This window comes from Microbacterium sp. NPDC059771, assembly GCF_042732495.1.
In the GTDB taxonomy this organism is placed as follows: Bacteria; Actinomycetota; Actinomycetes; order Actinomycetales; family Microbacteriaceae; genus Microbacterium; species Microbacterium sufflavum.
Map to the genome: position 1 here is coordinate 400,237 of NZ_JBHWHK010000001.1, position 22,141 is coordinate 422,377.

The 22,141-nt window shown below is 71.0% G+C and carries 25 protein-coding genes and 1 riboswitch; of the genes, 9 read left to right on the forward strand and 16 right to left on the reverse strand.

Annotated elements, in window-relative coordinates; translation table 11 throughout:
• Positions 1-26 precede the first annotated feature (26 nt).
• Genes ACFV3I_RS01920 through ACFV3I_RS01935 form a run of 4 tightly spaced genes read left to right on the forward strand, consistent with a single transcriptional unit; the run spans position 27 to position 3,362 of the window.
• Positions 27-647, forward strand: coding sequence for a hypothetical protein (locus ACFV3I_RS01920; protein WP_136033265.1), 621 nt, complete (start codon positions 27-29; stop codon positions 645-647).
• A 20-nt stretch (positions 648-667) separates the two neighbouring features.
• The gene (locus ACFV3I_RS01925) at positions 668-1,684 is read left to right on the forward strand and encodes a hypothetical protein (protein ID WP_136033267.1); all 1,017 of its coding nucleotides are present in this window, start codon (positions 668-670) and stop codon (positions 1,682-1,684) included.
• The gene (locus tag ACFV3I_RS01930; protein WP_136033269.1) at positions 1,675-2,295 is read left to right on the forward strand and encodes an ATP-binding cassette domain-containing protein; all 621 of its coding nucleotides are present in this window, start codon (positions 1,675-1,677) and stop codon (positions 2,293-2,295) included. The genes ACFV3I_RS01925 and ACFV3I_RS01930 overlap by 10 nt, the downstream gene beginning before the upstream one ends.
• On the forward strand, positions 2,292-3,362 hold the full coding sequence (locus ACFV3I_RS01935; RefSeq protein ID WP_378822242.1) for a hypothetical protein: 1,071 nt from the start codon (positions 2,292-2,294) through the stop codon (positions 3,360-3,362). Before ACFV3I_RS01930 ends, ACFV3I_RS01935 begins: the two co-directional genes overlap by 4 nt.
• A gap of 286 nt (positions 3,363-3,648) precedes the next feature.
• Here ACFV3I_RS01935 and ACFV3I_RS01940 read toward each other — a convergent pair whose 3' ends face one another.
• From ACFV3I_RS01940 to ACFV3I_RS01975, 8 genes are all read right to left on the reverse strand, one after another.
• Positions 3,649-5,553, reverse strand: a complete 1,905-nt coding sequence (locus ACFV3I_RS01940; RefSeq protein ID WP_136035617.1) for an ABC transporter ATP-binding protein/permease — start codon at positions 5,551-5,553, stop codon at positions 3,649-3,651.
• Positions 5,553-6,545, reverse strand: a complete 993-nt coding sequence (locus ACFV3I_RS01945; RefSeq protein ID WP_378822243.1) for a peptidoglycan-binding protein — start codon at positions 6,543-6,545, stop codon at positions 5,553-5,555. The genes ACFV3I_RS01940 and ACFV3I_RS01945 overlap by 1 nt, the downstream gene beginning before the upstream one ends.
• Positions 6,518-6,721 carry a hypothetical protein gene (locus ACFV3I_RS01950; RefSeq protein WP_378822244.1) on the reverse strand — a complete coding sequence of 68 codons (204 nt, stop codon included), beginning with the start codon at positions 6,719-6,721 and terminating at the stop codon, positions 6,518-6,520. The genes ACFV3I_RS01945 and ACFV3I_RS01950 overlap by 28 nt, the downstream gene beginning before the upstream one ends.
• Positions 6,722-6,728: 7 nt before the next feature.
• Positions 6,729-7,631 carry a hypothetical protein gene (locus ACFV3I_RS01955; RefSeq protein ID WP_168387128.1) on the reverse strand — a complete coding sequence of 301 codons (903 nt, stop codon included), beginning with the start codon at positions 7,629-7,631 and terminating at the stop codon, positions 6,729-6,731.
• Between the two features lie 228 nt (positions 7,632-7,859).
• On the reverse strand, positions 7,860-8,849 hold the full coding sequence (locus ACFV3I_RS01960; RefSeq protein ID WP_136035613.1) for a hypothetical protein: 990 nt from the start codon (positions 8,847-8,849) through the stop codon (positions 7,860-7,862).
• A complete protein-coding gene (locus tag ACFV3I_RS01965; protein ID WP_168443064.1) occupies positions 8,846-9,469 on the reverse strand; it encodes an RNA polymerase sigma factor in 624 nt (207 codons plus the stop codon). Before ACFV3I_RS01965 ends, ACFV3I_RS01960 begins: the two co-directional genes overlap by 4 nt.
• A gap of 49 nt (positions 9,470-9,518) precedes the next feature.
• Positions 9,519-9,974 (reverse strand): peptidase inhibitor family I36 protein, encoded by a 456-nt coding sequence (locus tag ACFV3I_RS01970; protein WP_136033282.1) that lies wholly within the window; start codon positions 9,972-9,974, stop codon positions 9,519-9,521.
• A gap of 135 nt (positions 9,975-10,109) precedes the next feature.
• Positions 10,110-11,252 carry a calcium:proton antiporter gene (locus ACFV3I_RS01975; protein WP_378822246.1) on the reverse strand — a complete coding sequence of 381 codons (1,143 nt, stop codon included), beginning with the start codon at positions 11,250-11,252 and terminating at the stop codon, positions 10,110-10,112.
• 195 nt (positions 11,253-11,447) lie between these two features.
• Positions 11,448-11,512, forward strand: a riboswitch (guanidine-III (ykkC-III) riboswitch).
• Between the two features lie 127 nt (positions 11,513-11,639).
• Here ACFV3I_RS01975 and ACFV3I_RS01980 point away from each other — a divergent pair.
• From ACFV3I_RS01980 to ACFV3I_RS01990, 3 genes are all read left to right on the forward strand, one after another.
• Entirely contained in the window at positions 11,640-11,897 is a 258-nt protein-coding gene (locus ACFV3I_RS01980) for a hypothetical protein (protein ID WP_378822247.1), read from the forward strand.
• Between the two features lie 62 nt (positions 11,898-11,959).
• Complete coding sequence (locus ACFV3I_RS01985; protein WP_378822248.1) at positions 11,960-13,669, forward strand: cytochrome bc complex cytochrome b subunit; 1,710 nt, start codon at positions 11,960-11,962, stop codon at positions 13,667-13,669.
• Between the two features lie 19 nt (positions 13,670-13,688).
• Positions 13,689-14,267 carry a hypothetical protein gene (locus tag ACFV3I_RS01990; RefSeq protein ID WP_247638050.1) on the forward strand — a complete coding sequence of 193 codons (579 nt, stop codon included), beginning with the start codon at positions 13,689-13,691 and terminating at the stop codon, positions 14,265-14,267.
• Here ACFV3I_RS01990 and ACFV3I_RS01995 read toward each other — a convergent pair.
• The 7 genes from ACFV3I_RS01995 to ACFV3I_RS02025 all read right to left on the reverse strand — a co-directional run bounded on the left by ACFV3I_RS01995 (position 14,257) and on the right by ACFV3I_RS02025 (position 20,060).
• Positions 14,257-15,186 (reverse strand): isoprenylcysteine carboxylmethyltransferase family protein, encoded by a 930-nt coding sequence (locus tag ACFV3I_RS01995; protein ID WP_240744660.1) that lies wholly within the window; start codon positions 15,184-15,186, stop codon positions 14,257-14,259. The two genes, ACFV3I_RS01990 and ACFV3I_RS01995, sit on opposite strands and share 11 nt — an antisense overlap.
• A 45-nt stretch (positions 15,187-15,231) precedes the next feature.
• A complete protein-coding gene (locus ACFV3I_RS02000; protein WP_136044313.1) occupies positions 15,232-16,035 on the reverse strand; it encodes an SDR family oxidoreductase in 804 nt (267 codons plus the stop codon).
• The gene (locus tag ACFV3I_RS02005) at positions 16,032-16,505 is read right to left on the reverse strand and encodes a MarR family winged helix-turn-helix transcriptional regulator (RefSeq protein WP_378822249.1); all 474 of its coding nucleotides are present in this window, start codon (positions 16,503-16,505) and stop codon (positions 16,032-16,034) included. Before ACFV3I_RS02005 ends, ACFV3I_RS02000 begins: the two co-directional genes overlap by 4 nt.
• Positions 16,506-16,514: 9 nt before the next feature.
• Positions 16,515-16,862 carry a hypothetical protein gene (locus tag ACFV3I_RS02010; protein ID WP_136036217.1) on the reverse strand — a complete coding sequence of 116 codons (348 nt, stop codon included), beginning with the start codon at positions 16,860-16,862 and terminating at the stop codon, positions 16,515-16,517.
• A complete protein-coding gene (locus ACFV3I_RS02015) occupies positions 16,859-17,125 on the reverse strand; it encodes a hypothetical protein (protein ID WP_378822250.1) in 267 nt (88 codons plus the stop codon). Before ACFV3I_RS02015 ends, ACFV3I_RS02010 begins: the two co-directional genes overlap by 4 nt.
• Positions 17,126-17,366: 241 nt before the next feature.
• On the reverse strand, positions 17,367-18,875 hold the full coding sequence (locus tag ACFV3I_RS02020) for a glycoside hydrolase family 3 N-terminal domain-containing protein (protein ID WP_378822251.1): 1,509 nt from the start codon (positions 18,873-18,875) through the stop codon (positions 17,367-17,369).
• 72 nt (positions 18,876-18,947) lie between these two features.
• The gene (locus ACFV3I_RS02025) at positions 18,948-20,060 is read right to left on the reverse strand and encodes an aminotransferase class V-fold PLP-dependent enzyme (RefSeq protein WP_378822252.1); all 1,113 of its coding nucleotides are present in this window, start codon (positions 20,058-20,060) and stop codon (positions 18,948-18,950) included.
• A 186-nt stretch (positions 20,061-20,246) separates the two neighbouring features.
• Between ACFV3I_RS02025 and ACFV3I_RS02030 the strand changes: the two genes are divergently transcribed.
• Together ACFV3I_RS02030 and ACFV3I_RS02035 are read left to right on the forward strand one after the other, a co-directional pair.
• A complete protein-coding gene (locus ACFV3I_RS02030; protein ID WP_275089379.1) occupies positions 20,247-20,381 on the forward strand; it encodes a hypothetical protein in 135 nt (44 codons plus the stop codon).
• A gap of 152 nt (positions 20,382-20,533) precedes the next feature.
• Entirely contained in the window at positions 20,534-20,866 is a 333-nt protein-coding gene (locus tag ACFV3I_RS02035; RefSeq protein WP_378803115.1) for a hypothetical protein, read from the forward strand.
• Between the two features lie 11 nt (positions 20,867-20,877).
• Here ACFV3I_RS02035 and ACFV3I_RS02040 read toward each other — a convergent pair whose 3' ends face one another.
• Positions 20,878-22,062 carry a zinc-dependent alcohol dehydrogenase gene (locus ACFV3I_RS02040; RefSeq protein ID WP_378822253.1) on the reverse strand — a complete coding sequence of 395 codons (1,185 nt, stop codon included), beginning with the start codon at positions 22,060-22,062 and terminating at the stop codon, positions 20,878-20,880.
• Positions 22,063-22,141 lie beyond the last annotated feature (79 nt).

The window sequence follows — 22,141 nt, forward strand, 5'->3', positions numbered from 1 at the left end:
ACCGGCGCCCAGTAAAGAGGTATGTGATGAGAATGAAGTCCCGCTCGCTTCGGCTCGTGATGACGGCGAGCGTGCTGATGGCGCTCATGACAGGGTGCAGTGCGGGAGAGGCACCCGACTCATCGAGTTCAACCGAGGCGGAAAGCACCGCAGGGGTGCCGGCTTTTCAAGGAAACTTCGCCGCCGAGTACCAAGAGGCGTGGAAGAAGAGCAAGACAGACGACGTGAAGGCGATCCTCGAGGATGAGCAGATCACGGACCAGGAATGGTCGCAGGTACTGAAAACGCTTGAGACGTGCCTCGACGACAACGGCATCTCCCTGACGGAGTACAAGGCCAACGGGAGCTACGAGGTGAACGCTGGTGGGATGGATGGCGAGATCGCCAATCAGAGAATGGGCGGGTGTGAAGAGGAAAGCGGCGAGGCCTGGGTCGGGTACCTCTATCGTTCCCAGACGTCCAACCCGGAGAACGTTCCCGCGACCCAGCTGCTCACCGAGTGCCTGATCCGCAACAAGGCTGTTCCCGCGTCCTACACGGAGGAGCAGTACCTCGAGGACGCCCCGAACCTGGCGTTCCCCTTCACCGATGAACACGGCTTCGCGATCTTCGAAGCGTGCAACGCGGACTTCTCCTTCAACAAATGAGAGGTTCCGTCTCCTCGAGCTTGACGATCGTCGGGTGCACGCTCGTCGTGGGCGCGGCGCTCGGCATCGGCCTGGCCTATTCGCTTCTGACCGCGAACACCCCGGGCACATTGAAGGGTGAGGACGAACTCTCCACCATCGCCGTGACGATGCAGGAGTTCGATGATCCGCGAAGCGTCGAACTCACGGCGGAGATCTTGCCGCCGATGAGTATCGCGGTGAACCGCCCCGGAACCGTGACGTCGTGGGCGTGTACCCGGGGGACGACCTTGAGCTCGGCAACGTCGTCTGTGGCGGTCGATGGCGTCAACCTGCTCAGCCTCTCGACCTCTGTACCCCTGTGGCGGGATCTCGTTCCCGGAGACAAAGGACAGGACGTGCGGGCGCTCGAAGAGGAACTCGTTCGTCTGGGGCAACCTGCCAACGTCGACTCCGCACTCTCGCGCGACGAGATGAGAACGCTGACCACGCTCGCGAAGACCGTCGGCGTCGAGCTCGACGGGGCTCTGACACGAGACCTCGTCGTCTGGCTCCCCTCTCCCGCCGTGACGGTGGAGAAATGCGACGCGCAGTTGAGTGGCTCCGTGGCGCCGGGCGGCTCACTCGCCACGGTCGACTCCGGGGTCGTCATCTCTGCGGTGTCGCTCCCCGAAGGCCGGCTTCCCGGCGCACGGTATCTGGATCTCCTCCCGGAGCCGGTAGCGCTGGGCGATGCGGGCGAACTGCCGCCCGAGGTGACCAGCGACGCCGTCCGCAACACCGATGCTTTCCGGGAAGCGGCAAGCGCATCCCCGGAGGCAACGTCGCTGACCCTCAAAGGCACGGTGGTTCTGCAGACACCTGTTCAGGTCGCGGCCATCCCCGCAACTGCTGTCATGACGGATTCCACGGGCTCCTCCTGCGTGTTCGTCGACAACGATCCGTTGGTCGTCACGGTGGTCGGGTCGGAATTCGGCAACTCCTTCGTCGTCTTCTCGGCAGACGAATCGCCCGCCTCGGTCGATGCGCAACCCGGCAAACGGCCGACATGCGGGTAGAGGTGTCGGACCTGGGACACGCGTACTCGCGTGATGCGTGGCTGTTCCGGGGGCTGTCGTACACGTTCACGCCGGGGCACATCTACGCGCTGACCGGTGCATCCGGGTCGGGGAAGAGCACGCTGATGGCGATCCTCGCGGGGTGGACCGCGCCAGCGGCCGGCCACGTGAGCATGGACGGCGTGGACTCGACCAGTTGGGTCTTCCAGAACCCCTACGGCGTGGCGAAACGAACCGCGATCGACCACGTCGCGTTCCCGTTCATCGCCTCCGGCATGCGCGCCGATGAGGCGGATGAGAGCGCCCTCGAGCTCCTCGGGCGATTCAACTTGCACGATGTCCGCGACAGACAGTTTCGCCACCTCTCGGGTGGCGAGGCGCAACGACTGATGCTGGCGCGGGCGGCCGCCTCATCACCGGACCTTCTCCTCGTCGATGAACCGACCGCGCAGCTGGATCGCGCAACCGCCCATGTCGTAAACGCTGTCCTCTCGAACGTCGCGTCCTCCCGCACCATCGTCATCGTCGCAACACACGATGAGGAGACGCGGGATGCCTGCGACATCAACCTTGACCTCGCCCAGTACTCGCCGAGGGCCTTCGCCGAATGAGAGCACACGCGCTGCTTCGGGAGATCATCCGCAACCTCACCTCAGGCACGTCCCGCCTCGGGGCGCTGTTCTTTATCTCAACTCTGGCCCTGACCGTCGCCGTTCTCTCCGACGTCCTCACCATCTCGCGGACGGTGGACGACGCGATCGAGTATCGCGGCTCCGGCGCGGCCGTGATGACTCTGGCGCTCCCCGGACGTATCAACGGAGCATCCTGCGATGCGCTCGCCGACACCCCGAACGTTCTCGCCGCCGGCGCGATGCGCCCGGAAGGCAAGGTGACAGCCGGAACCCTACCTGGCGAGCCGCTCGACCTGTATACGACGACCCCTGCGTTCGCACGGGTACTTGGAGCGGAGGACGGCGGCTCTGGAGTCTATGTCAGCACGGATGTCGCCTCGAATCTCGGGTCGACTGCTCTGCCTCTGACGGCGGGCGCTCCCACGCCTGTCCGCGGCACCTACCCGTACCCGCCGGACGGTCGCCGCGCGGGCTTCGGCTGGGCGGTGCTGTCGCCGACCAGCGCAAGCGATGGGGCATTCGACGAGTGCTGGGTGCTGTCCTGGCCGCAACGGTCTGACCTCCGACAGCTGCTTCTCACCTCCGTCACGCCTGCGGCAGCTGGCGCCGCGGCCAGCGAGCAACCCATCGTCTCTCAGCTGAACACGAAGTACGGTCTCACGTTCGCTGGGTCCACCGAGTACGAGTCTCGGATCACCCGGTACGCGCCTTACCTTGCAGCGCTGGTCGGCTTCGTCTTGTCGGCCATGGCCGTCTGGTTCCGTCGCGTAGAGATCGCATCCAATCTGCACGCTGGCGCGAGCCGTGGAACTCTCTACCTTCAGCACCTCATCGAGAGCGTGGCCTGGTCGCTGCCCGCTGTCGCGGCGGCATGGATGGCGGGATTCCTTACGGCGACGATCACCGCGCCCACTGAGCTGCCCAGCCTGGCGCTCCGATCCGCGGAGATCGCGCTTTCCTTCTCCGTGGGCACGCTTACGGGAACGGCGTTCGGCTTCTTCCGGGTTCGTGAAGGGCGGCTCGGCCACTATGTGAAGGGCCGTTAGCCAGCGCGAACTCTTCATGCGGAACGCAACAAATGGTCCACTGCGCCGACCGGCTGACCTGAGAGGAGGCGGGGATGGACACACGCACCGTGGGCTTCATCGCCGCCGGGACCGCGCACCCCCTCATCCACGCGAGCCGCGACCTGTTCGACGAGGCCAATCGGGCGGGGCTGGGCGGACAGGACATGATCGCGGTGATCGCCGCCTTCGATGCGCGCGCGGGTGATGCAGCGGGCGACGCACCCGCGAACGCAACACTGAGAGCGTCGCGGACTCGGGCACACGCTTACGAGCGCAGGGCCGCGTTCGGAAGGACCGCCCCGGCTCGCACGGCCCCGGCGATCGCGCCCAGACAGGCGATCGCGACACCGCCGCCCAAGGCGAGGAGCGCGAGTCGCACGTCGAACACCGGCGTCCACTGCCGCGCCAGCGTGACGGCCAGGATCGCCGACATCCCCAGGACCACCCCCACCAGCCCGCCGAGCACGCCGAGCAGCATCGACTCCGCCACCAGCATCGCACTCACGTGCAGCCGTCTGGCCCCCAGCGCTCGCCGCAGTCCGATCTCCGCGCGCCGCTCCGCGACCGAGCTCACCGTCGCCAGCACGATCGACAGCACGCCGCCGACCAGTGCCACGGCCGTGAGCACCGCCAGACTCATGCCGACGCTGGCCTCCACCTTCTCGCGGGTCGCACTCGGCGCCGGCGGCTGCGACACGTCGAAGCGCTCCGGCCGGAACGCATCCAACGCCACCGGGGCCTCCGCCGCGACCTGGCCGGCAGCACCCGCGCGCGTCACGAGGTAGCCCGACACCGAGCCGACGGGGGGTGCCGCGTCGGCCGCCGCGAGGATCATCGCCTTGCCCAGCAGATCCGTGCGCCGTGGCGACGACGACACGACCCCGGCCACCACGAACGTCTCCCCGTCGATGCTCACGGTGGGCGCCCGCTCGACCGGGCCGAGGCCCAGGTTCGCCGCGAGGTGCGTGCCCACCAGCACCTCGCCGGGACCGAGGGCGTCCGCCCCCTCCGCCCAGTCGACCTCGAGCCGCAGCGCGGCGACCGGATCACCGGCCGCCGCGAACACCCCCGTCTCGACCTCAGGCCGCGGCGCACCCACCCGCACCGCGTGGGTGCCGGAGTCTTCCACGACAGCGGCCGAGGTGACCCCGTTCAACTCCGTGAGCTCGGTCGCCGCAGCGTCGAGCGACGTCGTCAGCGTGGGCGACACCCCGTCGCCCGGCGCCTGCACCGCGACCTCCCGTGCGGCGACGGTGTCGAAATCGCTCGACACCTGCACGCTCGCGGACGACGCCAGCCCCAGTGTCGTCAGTGCGAGTGCCAGGGGGACCGCGAGGGCGGCGACCAGGGCCAGGGTGCGACCAGGGCGACTCGTCACGTTGCGCCAGGCGTCGCGAACGAGGTCGCCGAACCGCACGGTCGAGGCGCGGCCCGGGGGATGCGGTCCGCTGACGGGCGGGTGGCGGCGTGCGCCGTCCTCCCCCACGGGTGCACGCCGCGACCCATCGGACACCACCCGCCCGTCCGCCACCCGCACCCGCCGGTCCGCCCGCTCGGCGACCACAGCGGAATGCGTCACCACGATCAGGGTCGTGCCCGACCGCCGCACCTCGTCGAACAGCTCGAGCACCGCGGCACTGTTCTCCGAGTCCAGGTTTCCCGTCGGCTCGTCCGCCAGGAGGATCGGTGTCCGCGCCGCCATCGCCCGCGCGATCGCCACCCGCTGCCGCTGCCCGCCCGACAGCACGCCGGGACGGCTCTGCGCGAACTCCCCGAGCCCGACATCCTGCAGCGCGCGCAGCGCGAGCCCACGCCGCTCGTCGCGGTCCACGGCCCGATAGTGCAGCGGCAGCTCGACGTTCTCGACCACGGTGCGCCGGTCGAGCAGATGGAAGCTCTGGAAGATGTAGCCGAGCAGGTCCGATCGGGCCGCGGCAGCAGCACGATCGGAGAGCCCCGCCACATCGTCCCCGTCGATCAGGTAGCGGCCGGACGACGGACGGTCCAGGAGTCCGACGATTCCCAGCAGCGTCGACTTCCCCCCGCCGGACTCGCCCTCCACGGCCACGTACTCGCCCTGCGCGAAGACGACGTCCACCCCGTCGAGCGCCACGACCGGCGGCGTCGTCGGGAACACCCGCGAGACGCGGTCGAGCGACAGCGTCGGCACTACTGCACCCGCACTTCGTCGCCCGCGTCGAGCTCGCCGTCGTCGACCGCCGTCACCGCACTCGTGCCGTCCAGAGCCCCCCGCTCAGAGACCGCGACCTCGACGAACCCGCCCTCCCTCGCGACGAGCACGTAGCGGCTCTCCCCGCGCGACAGGACGGCGCGGGACGGCACGAGCAGCGACTCCTCCGCCACGATCTCCCGCGTGATGCTGACGAGCCCCTCTGCTCCGGCCTGCTGCGGGCGCTGGCTCGCGTCGGTGTACGCGAACAGCACGTCGAACGAGCTCTCGCCGTCCTCGTTCTCGACCTCGACGATGCGCAGCAGCGTGAGCGCGACCGTGGTCGAGCCCGCGAGCATCGTGGCCGACATCCCCTCCTCGAGTTGAGCGGCGACCGCCGGGACGACCGTCGCCTTGACCACGGTCTCTCCGGACGACGTCACCACGGCCGCCTTCTCGGGCAGCGCGCCGGTCGCCGGGATCGCCAGCACCGCGGCTGGAAGCTGCGGCACCACCAGAAACGCGGCAGCGGGCGCCGACACCACCTTCGTGGACGGAGGAGCCGGCGTCGCCGGGACCACCGGAGCGGCATCGCCGTCCGTGGCATCCGCCGCCGGGTCGACCAGGGGCACCGCGTAGCCGTTCGCCCGGAACAGTCCGGCCACCGCCTCCGCGGTCGCGCGTCCGAACGCACCGTCCGCCGTGAGCGCATAGCCCGCCGCGATCAGGCCGTTCTGCAGCTGGAGGACGTCGCGCCCCGTGTCGCCCGTCTTCATGTCGCGGAAGAAGGGGAACGACCCGGGCATCGCGAACAGGGGTTGGTTGTTCACCTCCAGCAGCAGCGTCCCCGCCGAGGCCTGCTGCCCCGGTGTGACGGGAGACAGCGTCACGCTCCCGCCGCCGTCCGGCGTCGGCACCGCGGTGGAGATCTCATCGACGTTGGCGACGGTGCCCTGGGCGTTGATCACATCGGCGAGCTGACCGCGGACCACCGTCGCGGTGATGAGGGAGGGATCGGGGGCTGAGCGGCCGCGTCGATCTGCGCGGGAGACCGGAAGACGAGCGCCGCCGCCCATCCGCCGGCGAACAGGGCACCGGCAACCAGCACGGACGCCGTGATCAGGACGACGCGACGTGACCGGCGGGGGACGGCGGCCTCCTTCACCATCCGGCCGTCACTCCGCCGTCGCGAGCTCGGCGATCGTCGCGTCGATCTCCGCCGACACCGTGGCGACCTTCGCCCGCAGCGACTCGAAGGCCTCCGCGTTCTGCTCGTACGACGCGGCCTCCCGCTCCCACAGCGCGTCGTAGAACGCCTGCTGGAAGCCCGACGACTCCCGGCAATCCACATCCTCCAGCGCGAGCCGCACCTCCTCACGCGTGATGTCGCCCGTGCTCGGGTCGTCTCCGCTGAGGGGGCTCGTGGTGAACCGTTGCCGCACCGAGTCGGACGGCATGTCGATCGGAAGGGCGGGAAGATCCTCCACACCGAGGGGCACCATGCACTCGTTCCACCGATCGGCCGCTTCCCTCACGGCCGGGTCGGCCAGGGCGCCCTCGAACGCCGACCCGACGAACATGGAGGAGAAGTTCATCATGTCGGAGGAGTACCCGGGGATCCGCCCCTGCAGCTCGGCCGAGCACTCGTCGCTCACCGCGGCGGTCGCCGCATCGAGGTCGGCGGTGCGATACGCCTCCCACGGCAGCACCTCGAGGGGCAGCGCCTCCTGCGGGAGGTGGTATCCGTACGTGCTCGCGACCTCCTCGGTCAGCGCGGAACGCGTGGTCTCGCGGCCCTCGTAAGCGCTGTCGAAGTCGACGTACGGCACCGGCAGCGGCGTGCCCTTCTCCTCCAGGCATTCGGCGATCACGAGCGCACCCGCGTAGGCGGCCTTCTTGAGCATCTTGTCGGTCAGGACGTAGGGGTCCAGCGGCAGCGTCCACGCGGAGATGTTCTTCTCCACGCTGCCCGTCGGCGTCTGTTCGGCGGCGGGGGTGTCGGAGACGCAGCCGGTGGCGGCTGCGAGAGTCGCAGCCGCCACCAGCATCGCGCCGCCGAGACGAAGGTGTTTCGACACGGGTGAACGCTCCAGGGGTGAGGGGTCAGATGAACTTCGCCGACGCGGGATCCCACGTGACGCCGTACACGAGGCCCGAGTTGTTCTCGATGTTGCCGTCGCCCTGACGCCGATGTCCTTACCGCGAGCTTTCAGTGTGCGCGCGGATCGGGGCGTGCACGGGAAGCCCTTTTGCACGAGTGCCGTGTTCCTTACACGGCTTCTCCGGAGGGTCGCGACGGCCGCCTCTCAGCGCGCGGCATCCCACATCGTGTACGACACCACGCCGGCCGGCAGACCCTCCAGCGGCGCCACGAGCTCGCTCTCCACACCGACGATCCGGCCCGACTCGACGGAGATGAACGCGGTCTCCACCCGCTCGGGCACCACCGAGGACACCTGCACGCCGATCACGTCGCGCCCCAGGCGGTCGGTCGTCTCGCCCCGCACGGTCACGCCCCCTGCCTCGTCGAGCAGCTCCAGCAGCGCCGCGTGCTGGGCGTCCGTCAGCGTCCAGTACTGCAGCAAGCCGGTGATCGCGGCCAGCAGCTCCCCGGACGACGACGCCGACGTGGCCCCGAATGCACCGAGGGCCGCGTCGAGCTCGGCGCGCGAGCTTCCGGAGAGTCCGGCGACCGCGGTCGGCAGAGCGAACTCCTCCGGTGACAGGGCCACGGTGTCGATGAGCTCGCCGGGCGCGTACGGGCTCGCGGCGATGCCATCCGGACGCTCGCCGTCGGGCCAGTACGGCTCCCCCGCGACGATGGTCGAGACGGTCGGCTGACCGGGACCCCACTCCAGGGTGATCTCCTGGGGCACGACCTCGACGTGCTCGTCCGCCAGGTCGACGCTCCAGTTCCACGACACCGAGTGCACGACCGGGGCCTGCGCGACCGCGGCGTCGACCATCAGGGTGCGCTCCGCGTCGGCGAACACCTCCGCCGCGGTACCGGCTGCCGTGTAGTGCAGGGCGGGCGGGGTGAGCGCCACCGCGGGTTGCGTGGGCACCAGCACCGACACCGCGACGACCGTGGCAGCCGCGACGGCCGCTGTCGCCGTGACCACTCCGGCCCACACCAGGGCCGGGCGGCGGCGGCGCCTCTGCGGGCGGTAGTCGCCGCGGATGATGCCCTCGCGGATCGCGATCTCGGCCGCGGTGAGGCCGCTGTCGTCGGTCGTCCGCGGCGCCGGGTTCGCCGCACGGAACAGGCGGTCGAGCTCGGTGTCGGAGATGTTCATCGCGCCCGTCCCGTCTCGAGCTGGGCGCGCAGCTTGGTGCGTGCCCGCGTCAGGGTGGTCCACACGGCTCCGGGGCTGGTGTGCAGCGCCTCGGCCACCTCACCGGCGCTGAGCTCGTCCCAGTACGTGAGCACCACGACCTGCCGCTCCCTGGCGCTCAGCGACCGGAGGGCGCGCCGCAGCGCCAGTGCCTCCATCGGGTCGAGCGGCTCGGCCGGGTTGCTGAGCCCGCGCGTGAGCGCGTCGATGGCCCTGTCGCGGGACCGCGCACGCCGGCTGCGATCGCGCAGCTTGTTGTCGGCGGTGCGCAGGAACCACCGCAATCCCATGGGGCTCGCGGGGTCGAGTTTGCGCCAGGCGATCAGGAACACCTCGGCCGTGAGCTCCTCGACCTCCTCGGCGTCGTCGATGAAGCACTCCAGGTGGCGGTGGATGCGGGGCCAGTACTGGTCGAACAGCTGTCGGTACACCACCGCCTTCGTGCCGGCGCCGTCGTGCTCGGCCGCGCGCGACGTCGGCCGAACGCGGCCGGGCGCCACGCGCAGGAAGCCGGCGGCGTCGCCGGAACCGGGCGCCGCGACAGCGAGCGCGAGCGGGTGCGTGAACGTGAAGCGGAACATGCGCCCCTCCCTCACGCCGCGATCCGGTGTGAACAGGGTAGCGGCATGATCAGAACAGGCAACGGAGGTTCGTGACCGCCCCGACGACATTCGCCGTGACCCCCGCGCCCGCCGACGCCAGCACCGTGCTCGCGGCATTGCGGGCCTGGACGGTCCCGGAGGAGCGGGCGTTGGCGATCGAGCGCACGGTGCTGAGGCCGGCGGTGCTGACGATCGAGCAGACGCTGAAGCTCAACCGCGTTCCGCCGCGGTTCGGCTCCGAGTAGGCGCAGTACTGTCCGGTCGCACAGCTGCCCACGGCCCGCTGGTATGGCGACGGGACGGTGAGTTGCATGCCGAGATCGGGCCACTCCGCGGTGTACGCGTCCACGGCGACGCCCCCGGGGACGTGCTCGAGCGCGTAGACGACATCCTGGTGGAGACTCTCGTCGGCGTGGGCGGGGGCGAGCGATCCCCCCACGAGCAGCGCCGTCGCGGCGAGGGTGACAAGGAGCTTCGTCTTCATGCGGACCGTCCGGGTGTGGAGGAAGGGGTGTGTCCCTCCAATCTCGGGTGTCGCCGCCGTCCCCGTCGACCGCCGACCGCGCCTTGCCGCTCCGGGGAGTTCCTTACACACTTCTTTCCGGCCGCGACCCCCCCGTCAGCTGAACAGGATGAGGACGTACACGGCGAAGGTCGCGAGGTGTGCGGCGCCGTGCATCGCCGTCACGCGCTTCGCGGAGAAGGTCGTGACCGACAGCAGCAGCGTGACGCCGAGCATCAGCAGGTTCGCGGGCGACTCGGCCAGCACCACCGTCTGCCCCGTGAGCATGCCGATCACCAGCACCGCGGGGATCGTGAGCCCCACGGTCGACACGAGCGCGCCGTGGCAGAGGTTCGTGACGCGCTGCGCCTCACCGTTCAGTGCCGCCCGCACGGCCGTGATCGACTCGGGCAGGAACACGATGCCCGCGATGAGGAGCCCCGCGAGGGCCACGGGCGCCCCGACCCTGGCGAGACCGTCGTCGAGCAGCGCGGCCATGTCGTGCGACAGCAGCACGATCGGCACCACCGTGACCACGAGCAGGAGCAGCCGCGTCACGACCTCGGTGCGATGCGCGGCGAGCACCTCCCGGATGCCGGGGCGCGGCTCCTCCGTACGAGCCGCGGTCCGCAGTCGCTCGTCGACCTCCGTGAAGTCCTCCGCCTGCGCGCCCATCTGCCGGAACAGGAAGAACGCGTACAGCGCGAGCGTCAGCACGATGATCGGGATCTCCTGCCCCACCGTGTACGCGCCGTCGTCGCCGATGAGCCCGGGCAGGGCGATCCCGAGCGCCACGAGCACCACCAGCATCGCCAGGTACGACGACGTGCCGGTGCGGTTGTGCGCCATCCCGCGGTGACGTAGCCCGCCCAGCAGCAGCGCGAGCCCGATCACGAGGTTCAGGATGATCATCGACACGGCCATCACCGAGTCGCGGGCGATCGTGGCGTGCTCGCCGGGACCGAGCATGACCGCGGAGATCAGGATCACCTCGATCAGCACGATCGACAGGGTGAGCACGAGCGAGCCATAGGGGTCGCCCAGGCGGTGCGCGAGGGCCTCCGCCTGCTTCACCACGCCGAACGCGCACACCAGGATCACCGCGACGATGCCCACGAGCGCGATCACCAGCAGCGGACCGGGCACGGGCGGCGCGAGCAACGGGTGGGCGAGCAGCAGCGCACCGAACGCACCCCAGCCGAGCGCCACGCGGACCACATCGACGGGGGTCACCAGCTGCCTGATCGACGGTCGGCTCATGGTCGGCTCCTCGCCGGTCGGCCTCTCCCTGGACATGACGACTCCCTCGTGAGTCAGTCGTCGTGTGCGGGTACTGCTCCCTCGTCCGCCGCCCCGGTGACCGGGGACACTCCCAGGGTAGCGGCGGAACCGCAACAGCACCTGTGCACGCGCGACCCGGGTTGGCCGGGCCTCCACGACCTCTGCTACGGTGGCCGCAGGTCCGAGTTCCGGACCTGCGGACGAGGGCGCAGTACCCGCAAAGCGACAAGACTGACCATGAAGGTCGTCTCGTGTCGCTTCTTGCCGGTGGAACCGTCCCCGCCTCCGCTTCGCCGCACACTGCGACCCTCCTGGCGCCGCGCTCTCCCGCCGACGTGCCTCCGGCACACAGCGAAGGGAGACTCCGTGGACGCGCTCTTCGGATCCATCATCGGCGTGATCATCCTCCTCGTCATCCTCGGGATCTCGCGGGCGTTCGCACGCGGATACCGCCACGGGGTGCGCTACGACGATCTGACGGTCGACCGGCTGCATGCCCTGACGGAGGGCGATCTCGCGGCGCTCGAGACGCGCGACGTGGACGCGTGGCTACGCCTGCGCGCCCTGGAGCGGCGCATGAGCGGCCTGCGCCGCCGGGCCACCCAGCTCCGGGCCGACCGCTGACGCCCGCCCGCCCCCTTCTCCTTCCCCCGCTCCCGCTCACCTGACCACCCGAAGAGGACCCCATGGCCACGACGCGCACTCGCGACCAGGCAGACCACGACACCTCCCGACGACCCCTCGGAGGCCGTTTCGTCGGTTCCGCCGCCAACTACCTCGACGAGCGCACCAGCATCTCTGGACTGATGAAGGAGCTGGGGCGCAAGGTGTTCCCCGACCACTGGTCGTTCATGCTGGGCGAGATCGCCCTGTGGGCGTTCGTCGTGGTGTTCATCACGGGCACGTTCCTCACGTTCTTCTTCCAGGCGTCGATGGTCCCCACGCACTACACCGGTGCGTACGCCCCGATGCGCGGCATGGAGATGACGGCCGCGTTCGACTCGGCCCTGCGGATCTCGTTCGACATCCGCGGTGGGCTGCTCGTGCGGCAGATGCACCACTGGGCGGCGCTGGTGTTCGTCGCCGGGATCGGCCTGCACATGCTGCGGGTGTTCTTCACCGGCGCGTTCCGCAAGCCGCGCGAGCTGAACTGGGTGATCGGCTTCGCGCTGTTCATCCTGGCGATGGCCGAGGGCTTCACCGGCTACTCCCTGCCCGACGACCTGCTCTCGGGCAACGGTCTGCGCATCATCGACGGCATGATCAAGGGCCTGCCCCTGATCGGCACCTGGACGTCGTTCCTCCTCTTCGGCGGCGAGTTCCCCGGCACCGACATCATCGGACGGCTCTACACGCTGCACATCCTGATCCTGCCGATGCTCGTCATCGCGCTGATCGCCCTCCACCTGATCCTGATGATCGTGAACAAGCACACGCAGTTCGCCGGCCCCGGCCGCACGAACGACAACGTCGTGGGCTACCCGATCATGCCGGTCTACGCGGCGAAGATGGGGGGGTTCTTCTTCCTCGTGTTCGGCGTGATCGCGCTGCTGGGCACCTTCTTCCAGATCCTGCCGTTCTGGGTGTACGGGCCGTACGACCCCTCGCCCATCTCGGCGGGCACGCAGCCGGACTGGTACATCGGCTTCGCGGACGGTGCGCTGCGCCTCGCCCCGCCGAACTGGGACGTGGTGCTGTTCGACCGCACCTGGTCGTTCGGCATCATCGTGCCGGTGGCCGTGATGGGGCTGTTCATCCTCACCGTGCTGTTCTATCCGTTCATCGAGGCGTGGGTCACGGGCGACAAGCGCGAGCACCACATCGCCGAACGGCCGCGCAACGCGGCCACGCGCACGGCGATCGGTGTCGCGGGCGTCCTCTTCTATGCGGTGCTGTGGGCGGCGGCGTCGTCCGACCTCATCGCCACGCACTTCATGCTCACGATGGAGGGCGTGATCCACACGCTCCAGGCGCTGCTGATCCTCGGTCCCGTGCTCGGATACGTCCTGACGAAGCGGATCTGCCTGGCGCTGCAGAAGAAGGACCGCGAGATCGTGCTGCACGGCTTCGAGACGGGTCGCATCGTGCGACTGCCCGGCGGCGAGTTCGTCGAGGTGCACCAGCCCGTCGACGAGTACGAGCGCTGGAAACTCATCGACGTGGAGTCGTATCAGCTGCTGGTCGTACGGCCGAACGCGAAGGGGCGCATCCCGTGGCATCAGAACCTGCGCGCCGCCGTGTCCCGGTGGTTCTTCGAGGACAGGCTGCTGCCGCTCACCAGGGCTGAGGTGCACGCGGCCGACAGCGCCCACGGGTCGCACGCGGCGGTGGAGGCTCCGGACGCGGACGGCACCGCGGGAGACGGCCCGGAGCATGGCGCACAGACCGACCGTTGACGCAGGCAGGCTCCGCGGGGTGCGGGTGGCCCTCGGCGTGGGGGTGGTCGTGGTCGCGTTCCTCGTCGCTGGAACACCGGCGGCCCTGGGGGCGTTCGCCGTCGTGGTTGGGTTCGGCGCGGTCCGCCGTGCCCGGCGCCGCCCGGAGCGACTACCCCGCCTGACGTTCACGTTCGCCGTGGTCGATGTCGGCGGCGACGGCGCCCCGTGCCTGCTGCTGTCTCTGCCGCCCGACGCGGACGAGACCGTGGCGGAGGTGCTGCGTGCGCACGGGTGGAGCACCCTGGAGCCGCCCGTCAACGGTCCGGTCGCACCGGTGCGGCGGGTGGGCGTGGAGTTCCGCGGCGACGACGGCCTGCGGCTGCGCGACCTCGGGGTGCCCGGGCCCGCCTACGCCGAGGCGATGCGCCGGGGGGCCGTGCCGGGCGGGTGGGGTGCGGCCGCCGAGCGGACGGGGTGGGTGCTGCTGCTCGCGGTGCCGGAGCAGGCGTGGCCGCTCGACCCCGACCGCACAGTGCGCTCGCCGGTGCTCGGCGCGTACGGGTTGCTGCACGGCTCCCGGGCGGGAGGTTCCCCCGCGGGATCGGTCAGGCGGTGATGCGCGGACGCCGCGGGATCCAGCAGGCCACGCGGTCGCGGTAGGCGCGGAAGTCGGCACCGAACCGCGCCTCCAGGTCGGCTTCCTCCAGTGGTCGCACGAGCGCGTTCCACACCAGCGACCCGCACAGGGCGTACAGCACCACGAGCCACGAGCCCGCCATCAGGCCGACCGCCACGCCCTGCGCGATGCCGCCGACCGCCATCGGGTTGCGCACGAAGCGGTAGGGCCCGGCGACCACCAGCCGCCGGGGCATCGCCGAGGGCAGGGGGGTGCCCTCGCCCCGCACCGACATGGAGGCGGCCGACCACATCGACAGCGCGAACGCGAGCGCGAACAGCACCGCACCGGCGATGCGCACGGCCACGGGGAACGGCACGTGCAGCCCCCACCGATGCTCGGCGACGACGATCACGGCGGGCAGTGCCACCAGGAACACGGCGGAGAACACGAGGATCTGCACGGCCGTGCGGGACAGATGCGCCACGGGCCGGGCGGTCGCCGCGAGCCGGAACCGGAACGGCCCCCGCAGCAGCCACTCGGACGGAACCCGGCCGGTGAGCACGAGCACGGCGGCGCCGATCGACCCCAGCGCCGCGGCCGCCATGAGCAGCGCGCCCCATCCGGCCGCGCCCGTGACGGTGGCGTACAGCGCCATGCCGGCCGCGACCAGGGTCGTCCAGCCGGTGGTCGACCACACCGCGGCGCGCAGTCCCGCTGCCGCGAGGGCCGACCCGAGCACGAACAGCGGGATGTCGAGCAGCGCGACGAGCGGCGCGTCGAGAGAGCCGAGGGTCGCGGTGCGGATGCCGGGCCACACGAACACCGCGATCCACCACGCGGCGCCGGCGAGGGCCTGCGCTCCGAAGAACAGACGACCCCAGGAGCGCGGCGACATCCGGCGCCACAACTCCCCCATGCGGTCAGTCTAGGTCAGGCCGCGGCTCCCGCCGGCGGTGTCGCGTCAGCTCTGCGGGGCGTCGTTCCACGACCAGATGTCGTCGCCGCGCAGCACCGCGTCGGCCCCGCCGTCGCAGTAGATCGTCTGACCGGCCATGTGCGTGTTCGCCGGGCTGGTCAGCCACACCAGCAGTTCTGCGATGGACGACGCCGGCTGGTGGTAGTTGAGCGGCATCGGCACGGCGGCGTCCACCTGCGCCAGGCCCTCGGGCGACCCGAGCAGACCGGCGGTCATGGCGGTGATCACGGTGCCGGGGGCGACGGCGTTGAGGGGGATGCCGGCTCCGGCCCACGCGGGCGTCACCGACTCGCGGCGCACCCACCGCGACACCGCGCGCTTGCTCGACGAGTAGTTGAGGAACCCGCCCTCGGGGGTCGCGGCGAGCCGGTCGCCGATCTCCAGCGCGCGGGCCTCGTCACCGGCCAGGGCGGCGTCGACGAGCTCGGCGGACACCGGCTGCAGCGACGCCATCGACGACACCACGGCCGCACGCGGAGTGTCGGCCAGGCTGAGCGTGGGGCGCAGGGCCTCCAGGAACTCGGTCACGCCGAAGAAGTTGATCGCCATGGTCTTCGCGATGGGGGCGGCGATGCCGGCGCACGCGATCACGGCGTCGATGCTGCCGTCCGCGGCTTCGATCGCGGCTTCCGCGGCGGCGATGCGGCCGTCGTGCGTGGAGAGGTCGCCCGCCACTTCGGCGCCGGCGAGGTCCACACCGATGACGGTGTGCCCCTGGGCGCGCAGCAGCGAGGTGGTGGCGGCTCCGATTCCGGATGCCGAGCCGGTGACGACGTAGGTGCGGGTCATGATGATTCCTCCTGGATGGACGGTGCCGACGGCGTGCCGGCGAGGGCGAAGACGAAGCGCGTGAGCTGGTGCCGGAACGCGGAGATCTCGTCCGCGTCCCAGCCGGCGAGGGCGTCTGCCACCAGGCGGTGACCGGCGTCGACCAGGCGTGCGTAGGCCTGCTCGCCGGCGGGTGCGAGGCGCACCTCGACCGTGCGGCCGGTGCGGATCGGGTCGACCACGCCCTGCGCGGCCATGCGGGCGACGAGCTTCGACGTGGTCGGGCGCGACATCGAGGCGTGCTCGGCGAGGGCACCGAACCCCAGCGCCCCCCCGTGCAGCCCGAGCAGATACACCGCGCGGATGGCGGTGGGGTCGAGGGCGACGCCGACGCTCTCGGCCACCTGGGTCTGCACGTCGCTCTCGCTCCACGCCGACACCACGTTCACGAGGGCGACGTGGATGTCGGCGATGCTCTGGGCGTTCGCCATGCCCTCAGTCTACGCCTTTTGTTGCTTGAGGCAACTGTTCTCCGTCACGTACCCGGTCGAGCCCGAGTCGTCCACCAGCACATACGGCACCACATCAGCGGAGCTCCCGCGTCCACGACGCCAGTGCCGCTCCCGGCCGTCGCCGTACTCCAGCACGATCGCGCTCGGCACGGCACCGGCGGGAGCCACCACGTAGGAGCTGCCGCCGAGACCCGACGACCGCAGTTGCACCACGATCCCGCCGTCGTTCGGTCGCGGAGGTGTCGTGTGCAGATCCATCGGCGTCACCGGCAGTGCGTACTCGCCGCGCACCTGCAGCACCGCTGCGCCGGCGGCGCGCGGGCCCAGCGGCCTCACTCCGCCGCTCCGATGCGCGCAGCCCAGGCGGCCGTGTCCCGCACGCCACGGGCGTCGAGGTACGCGCGCACCGTGTCGTGCACGAGCCGGATCTCAGCTTCGTTGCCCATCGCGGCCTGCATCGTGCCGACGTCCGGGGTCGGCTTGCCGTCGATGCGCTCGAGCGCCTCCCACACGATGTCCTCGCGGGCGCCGCGTCCCAGGGCGTGCGGCATCGAAATGAAGCGGATGCCGGGGCGGGCGGCGGGTCGTGACTCTTTCATGCGTGTTCCTCTCTCGTCCGGAGGGCAGGCTCGCGCGGAGGGGCCGGCGGCCCCTGGCGGCGCGCACGCCGGAGCGGGGGTCTCGCCCCCTGTGCGGTCGTGCGGTTCTGCGGCCCGCGGTGCTCCCCTGATCACCGTCGAGTGCGGCGCGGGAGCCTCGGTCTGGCCGTCCGGTTCCCTCCGACCGTAGCACGTTGTTTTGAGTCATTCAAAACAACGTGCTACCGAGCGGTGTGTCGTCTCAGGCGCTTCCGGACAACACCCGAGCGACGTACACCGCCGACGCACGCGACGCCCCGAGCGCCAGCACCGCCCGACCCGCGCGCACATCACCCTCTGCGGGCCACCCCGCATACACGACCACGGCGTCGGGGCGCACGGCGAGCACCGCCTCCTGCACGGCCGCCTCGAACGGACTGCTCTGCGGCTGATTCACCAGCAGCACCACGTCCTCCGTCCGGTTCGCGGCGACCGCGGCCGCCCGTGCGGCAGCCGCCGTCGCATCGAGTCCGGCGAGCGATGCGCGCTCCACCGGCATCCGCTCGCGCAGCGCCACGGTGAAGAAGTCCGACGCCTCCCCCACCGCGACGCTGCGCTTCGTGCGGGCGTCGACCACCGTCGCCGACGCACTGCCGAGGCGCACATCACCGACCACCGTGGCCGCCCGGGCGACGAGGTCTGCGCCCTCGAAGGCCGCCGGGCGCTCGGCGTCGTCCCCGTGGTCGCGGCGCCAGGCCGAGAGCTCGGCGAGCCGCGCCGCCGCCTCCTCCGCGCGCGCGACAGGCAACGCGCCCGACCGCAGCGCCTCGTACACGGCGTGCAGCACCTCCTCGAACTCGACCTGGTCGGTGCGCTCGCCGCCGACCTGCGGGTTGAGGGCGGGGTTGCCGATGCACACGAGGTCTGCGCCCGCGGCGAGGGCCCCGACCGCGCCGGGCCCCGAGCCGACCGTGCCGCGGATCGCCGCCATGTCGACCGCGTCGGTGATGAGCACCCCGTCGAAGCCCAGGTCGCGGGCCAGGCGCAGGCTCGTCGGGTTGAGGGTCGCCGGTGCGTCGCCGAGCGCGGGCACGCGGATGTGCGCCGTCATGAGGGTCTTCGCGCCCGCCTCGATCGCGGCGCGGAACGGCGGCAGATGCACGGCGTGCAGCTGTTCGAGCGTCACATCGGCGGTCGCCGGCGCCAGGTGCGAGTCGGTGACGGTGTCGCCGTGACCGGGGAAGTGCTTGGGGCACGCGGCGACCCCGGCGGACTGGATCCCCCGGACGGCCGCGGCGGCATGGCGGGCGACGACGTCGGGGTCGGCGCCGAACGAGCGGACGCCGATCACGGGGTTGCGCGGGTCGGCGTTGACGTCGACGGTCGGCGCCAGGTCAACGTCGATGCCCGCGGAGGCCACGAGCCGCCCGGTCCAGGCGGCGACGCGCTCGGTGAGGTCGATGTCGTCGAGGCGGCCGAGCACCGCGTTGCCGGGCGTCGATGAGCCCGCGGCCGCTTCCAGGCGCGTGACGATGCCGCCCTCCTCGTCCACGCCGATCAGCGCTCCGGGGTGTCGTCCGTGGATCTCCGCCGAGAGCGCGCGCGGCTGATCGGGGTCGGCGGGATCGAGGTTCTGCGCGAAGTACACGACGCCGGCGAGACCGTGGTCGAGCGCTCGCCGGAGCCAGTCGGGGGCGGTGCGTCCGGCGAATCCGGGCCACAGCAGGCTGTGGGCGAGGCGGCTCAGGGCGGGGTCGCGCAGCGCGGGCATGAGCATCTCTCGGTCGAGGGCGGCCTGTTCACGACGAAACTAAACTACGAACGCGCGACCGTCAATGAAAATTCATGACACCGGCGCGCACGCCCGGATGACCGCCTGCACCACCACCGGCACCTGCTCCGGCGTGAGGCACTGCGGATTCAGTGCGATCTCGTCGCCGTCCACGCCCACCGCGACCTCGGGATCACCGGAGCGCAGACGCTCCGCAACCGCCGCAGCCGTCGCGTGCAGCGGCCGTACGTAGGCGCGCGGGATCGAGGCGGGCTGGATGCCGGGGCGCTCCAGCACGTGGCGCCGCACGCGCAGATCCGCGCACCCCGCGAGCCCCGCGACCAGCTCCGACACCATCCGCTCCCGGGCTGCCTGCTCCACGGCCTCGTCCCGCCGAGCGAACAGCTCGACCGCCGCCACCAGCCCCACGATCGTCTCCTTGTCGGTCTTCATCCCCCGGGCGACACCGTGGTGCGGATAGGCGACGGCCGCGCACGCGGCCACCAGCTCGCGCCGACCGAGGATCATCCCCGACGACTGCGGTCCGCGGACCTCCTTGCCACCGCTGAGCACCACGAGGTCGGCACCCTCGTCGAGCATCTGCCGCACCAGCGCCCGCGGCGGCACCTCGGCGGCGGCGTCCACCACCAGCGGGATGCCGTGCTCGTGCAGCACCGCGGCGACCTCCGCGAGCGGCGGCGAGCCGGGCAGCGACCGGGCCTCCGCCATCCACAGCAGGAGCGCGGTCCGCTCGCTGAGGGCACGGCGCAGCTCCTCCACGCTCGCCCCCGTCGCGTCCTCCACCTCGACCACGCGGGCACCCGCGACCGCCACCGCCGTGTCGTAGCGGTTGCGATGGCCGCGCAGCATCAGGCACTCGTCCGGCAGTCCGGAGGCGCGCGGCAGCCGGGCGCGCAGCTCCGGGTGGTCGCGGGTCATCGCGGCGGCCGTGGCGACCGTGAGCCCCGCGGCCGCTCCCGCGGTGACACAGGCGGCCTCCACATCGAGCGCGGCGGCGATGCGTTCCCCCGCCCGAGCCTGCAGGGCGTGCAGGTCGACGTAGGCCCCGGCGGCCTCGCGCATCGCGTCGAGCACCTCGGGCGCCAGGAGCGAGCCGCCGACCGCGGTCACCGTGCCCCACGCGTTGATCAGCGGTCGAAGTCCCAGGTCGCGGTAGACGCTCATGAGCGCACACGCTAGCGCCTCGATCGCTTCCGGCGGCCGTGCCATCACCCCGACCGCTCCCTCGCGAGACGCCGTTCCCGACCGGCCGGCGATGACGGCTTTTTTGCCGCTCAGCAGGAAATTTGACTTCTATGCCGTTCCGGGTATGGTCAGGGGTTACGCCAGCCACGAAAAGGGGAAGCGCACATGTCCGGAAAGTCCACCCAGGGTCGAGCGAGCAAGAAGGCCCCGCAGCTCTCACTCAAGGAGAAGCGGGCCGCCAAGAAGGCCAAGAACGCTCCAGACGAGTTCCTCAAGCCCCGCAAGGGCGCGAAGGGCTGAGGACTCCCCGGACGGCGGCATCGCGGCGGACGCTGCGGATGCGCGTCCGAGAGGTGCGCCGGATACCCGCGCGACGAGGTGCTGTCAACGGCCCTCCCCTCGTGCGGCATCCGGCGCACCCTGGACGTCTCATCCGACGAGAGGAGCACGCCATGACGCTCGACGAGGGCCACCTGAACGATCCGGAGCGCATGCAGCCGGAGGAGGAGGACAGGGTCGAGTCCGGCGCGGAGCCCACCGACCCCACGTATCCGTCCCCCGATGCCGGGTCCGCCCGACCCGGTGCCGGTCCGATCTCGGAGCACCTCGCCGAGCGGGGCGGGGACGACGCCGACCTCATCGAGAACGTGCCGGCGGGCGGTGCGGGGGCCGACGCGGGCGCCGGGCAGGCCGCCCGCGTGGACCCGTCATCCGACGCCTCGGTACCGGACGAGTCCGAGCACAACGACGAGCCCGGCATCGGCACTCGTCGCGCGGAGGACTGATCACCCCACGGTCACACCGTGGACGGATGCAGCACGACCTTGATGCAGCCGTCCTCCTTCTGCTGGAACGTGCGGTACAGGTCGGGTGCGTCGTCGAGCGGGGCGTGATGCGTGGTGAGGTCCATCACGCCGAGCGGATCGGCGGCGTCCTCCACGAGCGGCAGCAGGTCGTCGATCCAGTTCTTGACGTTGCACTGCCCCATCCGCAGCGTGACCTGCTTGTCGAACATCGTCTTCATCGGCAGGATGTCGGCGTCACCCGCATAGACGCCGCTCAGCGACACGGTCCCGCCCCGTCGCACCGCGTCGATCGAGGCATAGACCGCGGCGAGGCGGTCGATCCCCGCCTTGTCGAGCAGCTGTCGCGCGGCGGGATCGGGCAGCAGCCCCACGGCCTTCTGCACGAACTCGATGCCGCTGTTCCCGTGGGCTTCGAGCCCCACCGCGTCGACCACGGAGTCGGCCCCGCGGCCCTCGGTGGTGTCGCGGATCTCGGCGACGACGGTGTCGGTGAGGTCGAGCGTCTCGATGCCGTGCCGTTCGGCCATGGCCCGCCGCTCGGGCACCGGGTCGACGGCGATGACGCGGTGCCCGCGGTGACGGCCCACCCTGGCGACGAACTGCCCGACCGGGCCGAGGCCCATCACGGCGAGGGTGCCGCCCTCCGGCACCTGCGCGTACTCCACGCCCTGCCACGCGGTGGGGAGGATGTCGTTGAGGAACAGGTAGCGCTCGTCGGGAAGGTCGGGCGCGACCTTGATGTGGTTGTAGTCCGCAAGCGGCACCCGCAGGTACTCCGCCTGTCCGCCCGGCACCTGGCCGTAGAGCTTGGTGTACCCGAACAGGGCTGCTCCGCTGCCGTACTCGCGCACCTGCGTGGTCTCGCACTGCGACTGCAGGCCGCGACGGCAGAAGAAGCACTCCCCGCACGCGATGTTGAACGGAATGACGACGCGGTCTCCGGGCTGCAGCGAGGTGACGTTCGCGCCCACCTCGACCACCACACCCATGGGCTCGTGCCCGAGGATGTCGCCGCGACCCAGGAATGGACCGAGCAGCTCGTACAGATGCAGGTCGGAGCCGCAGATCGCCGATGAGGTGATGCGGATGATCGCGTCCTCCGGCTGCTGGATCTGCGGGTCGGGGACCTCCTCGACCGTCACCGTGCGCTTGCCCTGCCAGGTCAGTGCCTTCATGATGTCCTCTGCTCCGGTCGACTGTGGTCGTCCCAGCCTCCGCGTCGCCGGTCGGTGTGAACACCCGGTTGACAGGTGC

Coding starts and splice junctions, on each gene's coding strand:
- ACFV3I_RS02025 (WP_378822252.1), bottom strand. CDS start 20,060: ATGAGCGTCTACCGCGACCTGGGACTTCGACCGCTGATCAACGCGTGG.
- ACFV3I_RS01975 (WP_378822246.1), bottom strand. CDS start 11,252: ATGAGCCGACCGTCGATCAGGCAGCTGGTGACCCCCGTCGATGTGGTC.
- ACFV3I_RS01935 (WP_378822242.1), top strand. CDS start 2,292: ATGAGAGCACACGCGCTGCTTCGGGAGATCATCCGCAACCTCACCTCA.
- ACFV3I_RS02040 (WP_378822253.1), bottom strand. CDS start 22,062: ATGAAGGCACTGACCTGGCAGGGCAAGCGCACGGTGACGGTCGAGGAG.
- ACFV3I_RS01995 (WP_240744660.1), bottom strand. CDS start 15,186: ATGGGGGAGTTGTGGCGCCGGATGTCGCCGCGCTCCTGGGGTCGTCTG.
- ACFV3I_RS01970 (WP_136033282.1), bottom strand. CDS start 9,974: ATGAAGACGAAGCTCCTTGTCACCCTCGCCGCGACGGCGCTGCTCGTG.
- ACFV3I_RS02015 (WP_378822250.1), bottom strand. CDS start 17,125: ATGAAAGAGTCACGACCCGCCGCCCGCCCCGGCATCCGCTTCATTTCG.
- ACFV3I_RS02020 (WP_378822251.1), bottom strand. CDS start 18,875: ATGCCCGCGCTGCGCGACCCCGCCCTGAGCCGCCTCGCCCACAGCCTG.
- ACFV3I_RS01930 (WP_136033269.1), top strand. CDS start 1,675: ATGCGGGTAGAGGTGTCGGACCTGGGACACGCGTACTCGCGTGATGCG.
- ACFV3I_RS02000 (WP_136044313.1), bottom strand. CDS start 16,035: ATGACCCGCACCTACGTCGTCACCGGCTCGGCATCCGGAATCGGAGCC.
- ACFV3I_RS02005 (WP_378822249.1), bottom strand. CDS start 16,505: ATGGCGAACGCCCAGAGCATCGCCGACATCCACGTCGCCCTCGTGAAC.
- ACFV3I_RS01965 (WP_168443064.1), bottom strand. CDS start 9,469: ATGTTCCGCTTCACGTTCACGCACCCGCTCGCGCTCGCTGTCGCGGCG.
- ACFV3I_RS01960 (WP_136035613.1), bottom strand. CDS start 8,849: ATGAACATCTCCGACACCGAGCTCGACCGCCTGTTCCGTGCGGCGAAC.
- ACFV3I_RS02035 (WP_378803115.1), top strand. CDS start 20,534: ATGACGCTCGACGAGGGCCACCTGAACGATCCGGAGCGCATGCAGCCG.
- ACFV3I_RS02030 (WP_275089379.1), top strand. CDS start 20,247: ATGTCCGGAAAGTCCACCCAGGGTCGAGCGAGCAAGAAGGCCCCGCAG.
- ACFV3I_RS01985 (WP_378822248.1), top strand. CDS start 11,960: ATGGCCACGACGCGCACTCGCGACCAGGCAGACCACGACACCTCCCGA.
- ACFV3I_RS01950 (WP_378822244.1), bottom strand. CDS start 6,721: ATGGTGAAGGAGGCCGCCGTCCCCCGCCGGTCACGTCGCGTCGTCCTG.
- ACFV3I_RS01920 (WP_136033265.1), top strand. CDS start 27: ATGAGAATGAAGTCCCGCTCGCTTCGGCTCGTGATGACGGCGAGCGTG.